This window comes from Bacteroidia bacterium (assembly GCA_023228875.1).
GTDB lineage: Bacteria > Bacteroidota > Bacteroidia > NS11-12g > UBA955 > JALOAG01.
The window spans coordinates 1-10,683 of record JALOAG010000027.1 but is presented as its reverse complement, the minus strand read 5'-3'; the positions used below and the strand labels follow the sequence as shown (position 1 = coordinate 10,683).

The 10,683-nt window shown below is 34.4% G+C and carries 14 protein-coding genes and 1 tRNA gene; 14 read left to right on the top strand and 1 reads right to left on the bottom strand.

Annotated features, from left to right (window positions below):
* Window positions 1-710: 710 nt before the first annotated feature.
* The 14 genes from M0R38_12095 to M0R38_12030 all read left to right on the top strand — a co-directional run bounded on the left by M0R38_12095 (window position 711) and on the right by M0R38_12030 (window position 10,239).
* Window positions 711-1,922, top strand: a complete 1,212-nt coding sequence (locus M0R38_12095) for a tyrosine-type recombinase/integrase (GenBank protein MCK9482473.1) — start codon at window positions 711-713, stop codon at window positions 1,920-1,922.
* Window positions 1,919-2,458, top strand: coding sequence for a hypothetical protein (locus M0R38_12090; protein ID MCK9482472.1), 540 nt, complete (start codon window positions 1,919-1,921; stop codon window positions 2,456-2,458). Before M0R38_12095 ends, M0R38_12090 begins: the two co-directional genes overlap by 4 nt.
* A 197-nt stretch (window positions 2,459-2,655) precedes the next feature.
* The gene (locus M0R38_12085) at window positions 2,656-2,862 is read left to right on the top strand and encodes a helix-turn-helix domain-containing protein (GenBank protein MCK9482471.1); all 207 of its coding nucleotides are present in this window, start codon (window positions 2,656-2,658) and stop codon (window positions 2,860-2,862) included.
* Window position 2,863: 1 nt separating this feature from the next.
* On the top strand, window positions 2,864-3,136 hold the full coding sequence (locus M0R38_12080; GenBank protein ID MCK9482470.1) for a hypothetical protein: 273 nt from the start codon (window positions 2,864-2,866) through the stop codon (window positions 3,134-3,136).
* A complete protein-coding gene (locus M0R38_12075) occupies window positions 3,114-3,821 on the top strand; it encodes a hypothetical protein (protein MCK9482469.1) in 708 nt (235 codons plus the stop codon). Before M0R38_12080 ends, M0R38_12075 begins: the two co-directional genes overlap by 23 nt.
* Window positions 3,822-3,950: 129 nt before the next feature.
* Window positions 3,951-4,310 (top strand): hypothetical protein, encoded by a 360-nt coding sequence (locus M0R38_12070; GenBank protein MCK9482468.1) that lies wholly within the window; start codon window positions 3,951-3,953, stop codon window positions 4,308-4,310.
* Between the two features lie 256 nt (window positions 4,311-4,566).
* Entirely contained in the window at window positions 4,567-4,836 is a 270-nt protein-coding gene (locus M0R38_12065) for a head-tail connector protein (protein ID MCK9482467.1), read from the top strand.
* Entirely contained in the window at window positions 4,833-5,150 is a 318-nt protein-coding gene (locus M0R38_12060; GenBank protein MCK9482466.1) for a phage head closure protein, read from the top strand. Before M0R38_12065 ends, M0R38_12060 begins: the two co-directional genes overlap by 4 nt.
* 12 nt (window positions 5,151-5,162) lie before the next feature.
* On the top strand, window positions 5,163-6,266 hold the full coding sequence (locus M0R38_12055; GenBank protein MCK9482465.1) for a phage major capsid protein: 1,104 nt from the start codon (window positions 5,163-5,165) through the stop codon (window positions 6,264-6,266).
* Window positions 6,267-6,270: 4 nt separating this feature from the next.
* Window positions 6,271-6,654: an HNH endonuclease gene (locus M0R38_12050; protein ID MCK9482464.1), complete on the top strand. Its 384-nt coding sequence runs from the start codon at window positions 6,271-6,273 to the stop codon at window positions 6,652-6,654.
* Between the two features lie 68 nt (window positions 6,655-6,722).
* Window positions 6,723-7,124 carry a hypothetical protein gene (locus M0R38_12045; GenBank protein MCK9482463.1) on the top strand — a complete coding sequence of 134 codons (402 nt, stop codon included), beginning with the start codon at window positions 6,723-6,725 and terminating at the stop codon, window positions 7,122-7,124.
* 1 nt (window position 7,125) lies between these two features.
* Entirely contained in the window at window positions 7,126-8,667 is a 1,542-nt protein-coding gene (locus M0R38_12040) for a terminase large subunit (GenBank protein MCK9482462.1), read from the top strand.
* A 19-nt stretch (window positions 8,668-8,686) separates the two neighbouring features.
* Window positions 8,687-9,769 (top strand): phage portal protein, encoded by a 1,083-nt coding sequence (locus M0R38_12035; protein MCK9482461.1) that lies wholly within the window; start codon window positions 8,687-8,689, stop codon window positions 9,767-9,769.
* A gap of 2 nt (window positions 9,770-9,771) precedes the next feature.
* Window positions 9,772-10,239, top strand: a complete 468-nt coding sequence (locus M0R38_12030; GenBank protein MCK9482460.1) for an HK97 family phage prohead protease — start codon at window positions 9,772-9,774, stop codon at window positions 10,237-10,239.
* 324 nt (window positions 10,240-10,563) lie between these two features.
* Here the strand turns inward: M0R38_12030 and M0R38_12025 are convergent.
* Window positions 10,564-10,640, bottom strand: a tRNA-Arg gene (locus M0R38_12025).
* Window positions 10,641-10,683 lie beyond the last annotated feature (43 nt).

Below are 10,683 nucleotides of genomic sequence, written 5' to 3'. Positions count from 1 at the left end.
AAGTGTTTTTGAATTTGAAATAGCCTTTGACATGCTACTTATAGCAATAACACCCATGATAATCATAGCCAATAGGATAATTGCAAATCCTATACTAATCTGTTTACTCAAGCTAATTGATGGCATCACTTAATCCTTCTGTTTTTAATTAAAATATGGGCGACATTGTACCTGAAAAATACCAACTTTATTTTGCTATTTACATTAGAATTGATGCAAGAAAAGAGGATAACAGCAGAAGTATTTTTGACACAATTACAAAAATGTACGCAGCAGTTTAACTATATGTTGCACTTACTGCTTGGATTAGCGATGTAAGAAATCGAAAATTTGCTAGGTGATGGTTCTTTAAAGATGTTAATTGGACACTATGCAAAATGGGTTGATGCAAAAGCCTTAGAAGCTAACACTAAAGTCAGTCTTTAATGGTGAGACTTTTAGTGACATTGATAATAGTTCAAGTATTTGTAGAGTTTGAAAAAATCTTTGAAAGTTCGTTGTTGAGGAAGTTTAAGTATGGTGCGCCCGACACGATTCGAACGTGTGACCGCTGGTACCGCAAACTTATGAGCTATTATTTCTTAAGATACTTAAAACCCTATTTAAGCACTTGTTTAGCTGTTTTGTATTTCTATTGATATTATTTATGATATAATAAATTTATCAAAAAGTGGGAGTAAAAGTGGGAATCCCACTTTGAAGGAAATATTATGGCAGTTCCAAAAGAGTATGAAATAGTAAATGTTAACGGATTACGAGGATTAAGAGCTAATAAAGATTTTACTAAGTTTTATTATAGATTTAAAACAGTTGGCAAAGAGTACACATTCGTCTTAGATTATTCAAAGAAGACATGGACACCAAAAGTAAGAAAAGACAATGCCAGAAAAGAAGCGGAAACATACAAAGAGCAAAAGCGAATCGAATTAGAAAATCCTTTTAATCCTGATACACCTCTCAATTACATAGCAAAAGAATACTTCACTAAAAAATGTACAAGTAAAGAACTCTCAAAAGATGAACTAAAACATATTAAAGAGTCAAAACTTAGTGATGAAGAAAAAGAAAAATTACTTTTTACAGATTGGACAAAGGCAAGAAAAAGATTATATGAATTATACATTGAGCCATTTATCGGTAAGAAAAAAGTAAGCCGTATCATTGAAAATGACATTGATACGATTCGGCACTCAATGGAAAATACAGGACACAGTAAACAAAACGAAAATGGAAACTCCACACGGAGCATTGAAAAAGTTTTAATTCAAACACTCAAGCCGATTTTAAAATATGCAGAAAGTAACGGAGCACTAAATAAAATTCCGACAATCAATATCCCAAACAAAAAAAAGAATAAAAAAGAAGTTAAAGATGGAACTCAAAAACTATCACTACTTTATAATGTTATTCAAAAGCGATATAAAGATGACCCATTTTACAGAGCATTATTTTTATTTGCTTTATTTGGTAGAAGATGGAACGAAATAGCAAGTTTGAAATGGAGTGATATTGATTTTGCAAATAACAGATACACGATACAAGCTGAAAATAATAAGATAGGCAACGACCAAACTTATGACTTGCCAGAGCCGATTAAAGAGCCTCTTCTTAAATTACAAGATAATCAAGGGCTTATATTTAAATCTCCTATAACAGGCAAGAAACTACACCCACCACGAAAACAACTTGCAAAGATACAAGAAGATGCAAATATGCCAGAACTTACAATGCACTATTTTAGACATATACTTGTTACAGCATTGGGAGAGAGTGGCACGGCTGCAACTGTTTTAAGTGCTTCATTAGGACATACTAGAGCTGATACCGTAGATAAACACTACCGAAGCATTAATCACTTGAAAGGCTCACAAGATGCTAATAAACAGCTTGAAAATATTATTGATATTGAGGTGGTAAAATGATAGCTAAATGGATAAAGTATATTTCGGAACAAGGTAATCTAATTGATTATCTTCTTGTAGAAGACAATGATTTTCATAACTTAAGTGCAAAAATAGAGGATATAAAAAGTCGAGAAATGTATATGATACCACCAGCAGATATAAATAAACTCACAATGAGAATCAATAAACTTGCTGAAAGAATACCTGATATAAGAATAGGCATCGAGATACTTAACAAAACAAATGTCGGTATCTTTTTTTGGGGGGATGAATTAGAAAAAGCATATTTTGTAATACAGCTTATTGAATCTAATATTTTAGTAAGAAATTTAATCAAAGAAATAGGTTTTGAAACAGCAATGAAAACACAATTTTATTATGTAGTACAAATATTTAAAAAACATCTTGATATAAAAAAACGAGTAGCCCTTGAAAAATATGCAAATATCTTTATTACTATTATGTTTGGAGAGCTAAAAGAACGACAATATAAAATTACAAGCCAAATTCATGATGAAGATTATAAGAACTTTATACTGAAATACTACAAATAAAAAAATAATTCTTAAATTCAAAAACACTTATTACACCGCAAATACTTCAAACCTTAAACTCGTTTAAGGTTTATTCTAAACTTAATTAAGATTATTTATAAATACCACTTCAACCTCACTAATGCTTTAATTCTCTTATCGAATTCGAAAATTCAAACAAGCCTTTCGAGTAGCTAACGAGAGCAAAAGAGAATAAAATGAATGGTTTAAGTAGATGGCTAACACCAGATGATGTTGCAAAGCCTACAAGCGAAGGTGGCTATCAAATAGCTAAACAAACACAGGCTACTATGAGAATGAAAGGTAAGATACCATATTCAAAACTTAGCAGTAGATTCGTGAGATATGACCGTATCGAATTAGACAAATGGCTCGAGAGTCATGCAGTCGTAAAGGCGGTTTAGCATGGCAAAGAAAAAACTAACTCATAAAGCAAAAATTTTACAAAAGTTTTTAAAAGGCGAAACTCTTATTAGTTCAGATGCATTCGCATCAAACACTAATCAGTATTTTACTCAGATTAAAAATAAAGGTATAGAGCTAATCGAATGGAAGAATTTATCAGAGGGTAAGCATTTTAAAAGAAAGCTCAACATGACACCAGAGAATATTGAGAGAGCGACAAACTATCTCAAAAAACTCTCAGGCACTATAGATGCAGTGGGGAATCAGCCTTAACATAGTATCTGACTTTGATAGTGAGATATGGGGACTGCCTCCACCCTCTCATAAAAGATGGCTTACTAAAATGGATGGTACAAAAATTCTAAACATATTATACCATTTTCAGTATATGCCTCAAAGCTGGAAAGAGTGGCAAAGAGTATCTTCTATCAAGGTACAGATACAGAAATTAACTCCGAGCATAAAGTTTATAGATTATGAACCGTATGAGATTACAGGTCGTGTCTATACCATTACAGAATTAGGCAAACATTTCACAGAGTTTGTGAAATATCAAAAACCACTTTATCCAAAAGAAAAAAGTGAGTTTATGCGTTCTTTGACAATATATGCGATGAGGCTTCATTATGAAAATATGTTGCACTTTGAGGCAGTTATGGCAATGGCACTTAATTTTAATATCAAGTGTGTGTTTGGATACAAGCATAGAGAATTGAATAGGAAAGTGAGAGCCATATTTGAACTTGATAGAAGTAGCTGGAAAATAAAGTTATCAGATGAAGAACTTAAACAAAGTTTACATGATAGAGCTTTGAAAACAGCGCAGATAAAAAGAGACAAATCTCAACATAAACGAGATGAGGCAATGTCACTTAAAGCTAATGGAAAAACTCTTCAAGATATTTCTAATGCTTTGGATATTTCTCTCTCAACTGTTAGAAGATATGTATCTAAGTAATGTGGGTATAGCCATAGTGACATCGGCTAATGAACACATGCCTAAAATAGGTGCCTCTAGGGGTTAATGTTAGCCTTATATTATGACATCGGCTAATGAACACATTTACAATAAAAAGGACAAAAAAAGATGAAAAATATCAGAGCAGAATTTGAAAAACAGTTGCAAGATGCAATCACTAAAAATGGAAGTATTAATCTCACAACAGCAGAGGGCGACCATATTGACATGATTTTACTATCAGAGCCAAAAGGACTTTATTGCGCAGATGCAGCAGATGATTATGAAGCTATAAAAGTTCATGCAATTTTGCAATGTACACAAACGGGCAAAGTTTTTATTTTTAATGAAGACTATAGCACTATGGAGTTAAATTTTGATTTTGTAGGAAGCAAAAAAGAACTTTATAAGCATATTCTCAAAGAAAAAGAGAAGCTAGTAATGAAAGTGTCAGATTTAAAACCAAGAGTGAGAATTACTACTTTCTGATTGTACCTCTCAACTAAGAGAGGCGCATAAACAAAAAGCTTATACAAATAAAGGAGTGAAAAGAGGGTTATCAGCCCCCTAAACATTCATATTATATCAAATATAATGACAAATTGCAAAGAAAAATCATCAATTATAACTAAAATATGACAAACAACTTATAATACATTACAAAATGCTATCTTTTTATCTTAAATAAGGCTATAATTATATTAATTAATTCAGATATTACAATCTGACATTAAAAGGGGAGAACATGGAGCTATCAATCATAAAGCAGCATTTATATGTAGAGCATAGCTTAGATGATACATTAATCACTCACTACTCAGATGCAGCAGAACACTCAATCGCTTCGTATACTCACTCAACTTATAACAATCTCAACAAATCGCATGAACAAGCTAAATTACTTCTTATTGGTACATGGTACTCATTCAGAGAAAATGAAATCACTTTGAATATTACAGAGTTACCGATGGGAATTAAATTTTTGCTTGATATGGAAATGAGTGTAGTTATATGAGAGCGGGAGATTTACGACATCAAATAGTTATACAAAGATATTCAGAAACTACGAATGACTTTGGTGAGGTGATTCAGGAGTGGGCGACATTATCCACACAGAGAGCATCTGTAAATCCGATAAGTGGCAAAGACATCATAAGCGGTGCGGCAATCGTAAACGAAACCACACACAAAGTTTTTATGCGATATGTCACAGATATAAAGCCAAATGATAGGGTTTTATTCGATGGGCGCATATTCAACATAACAGCGGTAATAAATAAAGATGAGAAAAATGTCTCTTTTGAATTACTATGTAAAGAACAATTTTAAAAGGATTAGAACATGTTAAAAAAACTTAGAGCAGAGAGAGAGACTCTCACAAAAACAATGAGTACTATTGCAGGTACAGAACGTGCAGCTGGTAAAGGTATGACAGACGAAGAAAAAAGAAACTTTGACTCAGCATCAGCAAGAGTGAAAGAGATTGACGGAGAGATTAACCGTATCGAAGAGGCAAGAGCTTTATCAGTTGAGACAGCAATCGAGGTTCATTCAGATAATGCAGTGAGCGAGTTCCGTTCATGGTTGAAAGGTGAAGAGGTAAGAACTCAAAGCACTTTAACAAATGCTTCGGGAGCTTTCACAGTAGGAAGTCAAGTATCTAATCAAGTAATTAAAGGTATGAAAGCTTATAGCGGAATGTTAGCGGCGGCTTCAGGTATCACAACTTCAACGGGTGGAGATTTATCTTATCCTACAATGGATGATACAGCAAACGAGGCAGTAATTAAAAGTGAGACTGATTCCCGCAGAAGTGGACCAGATGTTGTATTCGGCTCAATTAATCTCGGTGCTTTTGTTTACGACTCAGGTATCATCAAAATATCTAATGAGTTAGTAAAAGACTCAGCGGTAAACATTGAACAGATTGTAATAGATGCACTCTCAGAACGTATCGCACGTAAGCTTAACAAAGATATGACTATCGGAGCAGGTACAACAGAACCAAGTGGTATCATTACTCAAACTACTCTAGGACTCACAGCAGCAGCTACAACAGCAGTAACAGCCGACGAGCTACTAGACTTACAGTTTAGCCTTGATGATGCTTATGGTGATAATGGTTCTTATATGATGAACAAAGCTACACTCTTAAAAGTTCGTAAGCTAAAAGATGGACAAGGTAACTATTTAGTGAAAGGTAAGACACTACACGATAAGCCTATCATAGTAAACCCATTCATGCCAGATATGACAGCAGGACTTAAAGCGGTACTGTTTGGAGACTTTAGCAAGTATATTGTTAGAAATATTGAGGGTATCTCACTATTCAAGTTTAACGAACTGTATCAAGAGACTAATGAAATAGGTTACAAAGCATCAGCTCGTTTTGATGGTACTCTTCTTAATCCAGCAGCAGTTAAGCACTTAATCCAAAAGGCTTAATACTATGCGACCTTATGACTCTCACAGATGGAAGACAATACGCTTAGAAGTGTTAAGACAACACCCTCTTTGTATTAGATGCCAGAATGTAGGAGTTATCAAGGTCGCTACTACGGTAGATCATTGCATACCAGCCAAAGCATACGATGATTTTTTTGATACAGACAATCTTTTTAGTGTTTGTACTCAATGCCATTCAGACATTACAAAGCATTACGACAATAGAAACGCACACGAACACTTTAAGAGTGATTATGCCTCGATTAAGTACTCAGGAAGAGAGTTTAGTCGTGGTATAGATGGATTTATCCTAGATGAAGATTTAGACAGCTTATTGCTAGGTATGGAAGTCGTGGGGAACAAACTATCCCCCCGTCGTTTTGAATAATTGGGGATGAGTTGCTACACCGACCCCAATCACAACAAATTTATAAAATGTAAAAGGAGAGAAACAACATGGCACGAAAAAAAGAAGTAACAACGAACAAACTCGATGAAAATGTATTTCAAAAAGAATATTTGAAACCATTAAATAAGTTAAGAGCTGCCGAGCTTAAAATATGGAATGAAGTTGTTAAAAGCATGAAACCAGATTATTTTATAGAGAGTGATAGAACTCTTATTATGGAGTATATCAAACTAAAAATTATTAGTGACGGTGCATATAAACAATTAGAAGAGTACGACCTAGCAACGGCAGAGGGTAACAGATTAGTAGGCATTATCTCAAAAGCTACGGGAGCATTAAGCACGACCTCTCAAAAGTTAGGTATTGCGCCAAGTTCAAGAGTGCGACATGGAGCAAAAACAAATCCACTCGATGAAGAAAAATCAGAACTTGACGGCTTATTAGATTAATATGTACGATTACTCAATAGCCGATAAGATTATCAAATTCGCTCAAAGCTTGAAAGTGCCAGAGGGTGCAAAAGTTGGCGAAGATATAAAGCTTATACCGTATCAAATAGACTTCATTAGAGAGGTATTTAAGACACGAAACGGTAAAAGAGTAGTTAAGTTAGCTTTGATGAGTTTAGGACGTAAAAACGCAAAGAGTACGACAATAGCAATCATTTTACTTGCACTAATGGCAGTAAAAGGACTTGCAAAGCCAAACGCACAAATCGCATCAGGTGCAAGAAGTCGTGACCAAGCGGCACTTATTTATAATCTTATGAAAAAATTTATTATGTTTAGCCCAGAACTACAAACAAGATTAAAGATAATTGACTCTAAAAAACTTATTATCAATATGTCAAATGGTTGTGAGTTTACCGCTTTAAGTGCCGATGCCTCAAATGCTTTAGGTAGAAGTTTATATTTTTATGTACACGATGAAACTGCAAATCTCAAAGAAGACTCAGCATTCCCAGAGAGCCTTATGAGTTCTCAGGGTGCTTATGATGATAGTTTGTGTATTCATATCTCAACTATTGGCGCATCAGATACTTACTATTTTAATCAAATGATAGAGCAGTACAAAGACAATCTTGATGAAAGTGTATATTGTATCTACTACACAGCACCAGAGGGACACGCTGGACTCATGGACGACCCAGAGATATGGAAACTTGCAAACCCAGCTTTAGGACACTTTTTATCAGTTGATAGTATGAGAGCTTATGCAGAACAAGCTAAGAACATACCAAGTAAAAAAGCACACTTCTTAAATTTTATGATGAATCAAAAAATCTCAGCAGATAAAAGCTTCATTCAAGCGAGTGATTGGAGAGCTATAAAACAAGATTTTGAATACTCAGACTATTACGGACTTCCAGCAGTCGTAGGCATAGATTTATCTTTAGGCAGATATGACCTTACAAGTTTAGTAGTAGTTGTGAGAGTTGGCGCAGATGATTACAAAGCTTTACCGTACACATTCAGCGCAAAAGATAGTTTAGAAGATAATGCAACACGCTTAAAAGTACCATTACAAGCATTAAGCATGGATAAAAAAGAACACTTACTTCTTAGTCCAGGTATTACTTTTGATTGGGAATTTATGGCGGCTCAATTCATAGACATATTAACAAACTTTGATGTAGTTAATATCGGAGTAGATACCTACAAATGGAATGAGATACAAAGAGAATTTGACAAGCAAGGTTACAGCGCACCCGTTGAAAAATTACGACAAGGATTTATTTCGTTTACGAGTTATGTATCAGCTTTAGAGAATATGATTTATGAGAAGAAAATCGCACATAATGGAAACTTTTTATTAGGTTATGGACTCTCAAACTGTATCGTAATAGAAGACCCAGCAGGAAATAAAAAGCTTATGAAGAGAAGTGAAAATTCAAAAATTGATACAGCGGTGGCACTTGCAATGGCGGCTTATTTAGCAGAGAAAGATTTAGCGGCTTATGACGATGACCTCGTAAGTTTTGCAATTATATAAAAGGATTATTATGTTTAAAATGTTTAAGAAAAAAGAAGAGATACGCAGCTATTCAGCTACTACAGTAGGCAGTTATTTTGATGACTTGACAAATGGCGATGCTATGAATATACCAGCGGTATTTAGTGCCGTTTCAATGATTAGTAATGCGGTAGCAAGTGCAACGCAAGAAAACAGCCCTTTAGGTCGTGAGCCTCAAAGTAATATGAGTCTATTTACATGGACGAATACAATCACTAAAAATATTCTACTTCATGGAAATAGTTTTGCAAAGATTGAGGGTAAAGGTATTTATAAACTACTTGACCCGAAAAATGTAACAATGATGTACGACAAAGATTATATGAATATCGTATATTATCAGCATGGAGCAGAAAAAATCTATCCAGAAAATATGCTTCACTTCAAAAACATATCTAAAGACAATTTAGGACAAATCGGCTACAGCTCACTAAGTAATTTCACAAACTCATTTAGTAGAGTTAAGGCGATGAGTGAATACGAGGGTAACTACTTAGTTAATGCTTCAAGACCTAGTTTGTGGATTAGTACACTTAAAAACCTCAAACAAGATGCAATCAATGAATTAAAAACTGCATTTAAAACAGCATATCAAGGAACTAAGAACAGCGGAGCGGTGCCAGTACTTGCAGATGGTATGGAATTACACGAACTCAAAGCGGTTAATAGTTTAGTAGATAGTGATTTAGTGGCACTTAAACAAGCCTCACTTAAAGAAATCGCTCAGATATTTAATTTACCCGTTTCAATGCTTGACAATAGTTTAGCGACATACTCAAATGCAGTCGAAGCAAATCTTCAATTTTTAAAGATGACAATTAGCCCACTTTTAAACAGCATTAAAGAGGAAATTAATCTTAAATTAACTGCTAATATGAGTTTTGATACAAGCTCGTTTATAGAGGGAAGTTTTGAACAAAAGATTAATACTTTGACATCAGCGGTAGCAGGTGGAATCTTGACACCAAACGAGGCAAGATTAAGATTAAACTACAAAGAGATAAAAGGCGAAGATAAACTATTCGCACCTGCTGGAACACCAACAGTTGCACAGCCAACACCAAAACAAATAGGAGCGTAAAAATGAGATGCAATGTTTGCGAGTTTACAATAGAAGATTATAAGATTAGCGGATTAGCTGCACCCGTTAATAAGTTGTCAAAAGATATAGGCGGTTTTAGAGAAATAATAGAGCCAGAGGCATTTTACAATGTACTTGAAAGCAATCCGCTTGTTATTGCAGTAGTTAATCATTCAAGAGATGCGCAAGATGTTTTAGGGAGTACAGAGAGTGGCACTTTACAACTCATAGCAACAGAGAGAGGTTTAGAGTTTAATCTTGATGTAGCTAAAACTTCAAGAGGTGCGGATATTATCGAACTGATTAAAAGAGACGATGTGAATAAAATGTCATTTAGTTTTGTAGTTAAGAGTGACTCATGGACTCCATACGGTCGTGAGATGATTAGAACTATACATGAGTTTGAAACATTGACAGATATTAGTATCGTAGTAAATCCAGCTTATGATGAAACCGAAATCACAGTCTAATCAGATGCCAACTTTTAGAGAGATAGGCGAAACGCTAGGGATTAGCAAGTCAATAGCCGAACAGACTTACAAACAAGCTATAAGAAAATTACGCTTAAAAATGGATAGACAAACACTCATAGACATAGTGCAAATATCAAGTAAATATGATGATATTCAAATATAAACAAAAGTAACTAACTAAAGTACACACATTCTTTTTTAAAATTTTCTCTTAAATTATAACAAACAAAAGTGGGAGTAAAAGTGGGAATAATTCAATTCTTAAAAATAAAGTTAGTTTATAAAAGTCTTTGAAAGTTCGTTGTTGAGGGAGTTTAAGTATGGTGCGCCCGACACGATTCGAACGTGTGACCGCTGGTACCGCAAACCAGTGCTCTATCCAGCTGAGCTACGAGCGCACACCATCTCTATAAAGAGGATGAAATTGTATCCATCTTAGCT

Coding starts and splice junctions, on each gene's coding strand:
- M0R38_12095 (MCK9482473.1), top strand. CDS start 711: ATGGCAGTTCCAAAAGAGTATGAAATAGTAAATGTTAACGGATTACGA.
- M0R38_12090 (MCK9482472.1), top strand. CDS start 1,919: ATGATAGCTAAATGGATAAAGTATATTTCGGAACAAGGTAATCTAATT.
- M0R38_12085 (MCK9482471.1), top strand. CDS start 2,656: ATGAATGGTTTAAGTAGATGGCTAACACCAGATGATGTTGCAAAGCCT.
- M0R38_12080 (MCK9482470.1), top strand. CDS start 2,864: ATGGCAAAGAAAAAACTAACTCATAAAGCAAAAATTTTACAAAAGTTT.
- M0R38_12075 (MCK9482469.1), top strand. CDS start 3,114: ATGCAGTGGGGAATCAGCCTTAACATAGTATCTGACTTTGATAGTGAG.
- M0R38_12070 (MCK9482468.1), top strand. CDS start 3,951: ATGAAAAATATCAGAGCAGAATTTGAAAAACAGTTGCAAGATGCAATC.
- M0R38_12065 (MCK9482467.1), top strand. CDS start 4,567: ATGGAGCTATCAATCATAAAGCAGCATTTATATGTAGAGCATAGCTTA.
- M0R38_12060 (MCK9482466.1), top strand. CDS start 4,833: ATGAGAGCGGGAGATTTACGACATCAAATAGTTATACAAAGATATTCA.
- M0R38_12055 (MCK9482465.1), top strand. CDS start 5,163: ATGTTAAAAAAACTTAGAGCAGAGAGAGAGACTCTCACAAAAACAATG.
- M0R38_12050 (MCK9482464.1), top strand. CDS start 6,271: ATGCGACCTTATGACTCTCACAGATGGAAGACAATACGCTTAGAAGTG.
- M0R38_12045 (MCK9482463.1), top strand. CDS start 6,723: ATGGCACGAAAAAAAGAAGTAACAACGAACAAACTCGATGAAAATGTA.
- M0R38_12040 (MCK9482462.1), top strand. CDS start 7,126: ATGTACGATTACTCAATAGCCGATAAGATTATCAAATTCGCTCAAAGC.
- M0R38_12035 (MCK9482461.1), top strand. CDS start 8,687: ATGTTTAAGAAAAAAGAAGAGATACGCAGCTATTCAGCTACTACAGTA.
- M0R38_12030 (MCK9482460.1), top strand. CDS start 9,772: ATGAGATGCAATGTTTGCGAGTTTACAATAGAAGATTATAAGATTAGC.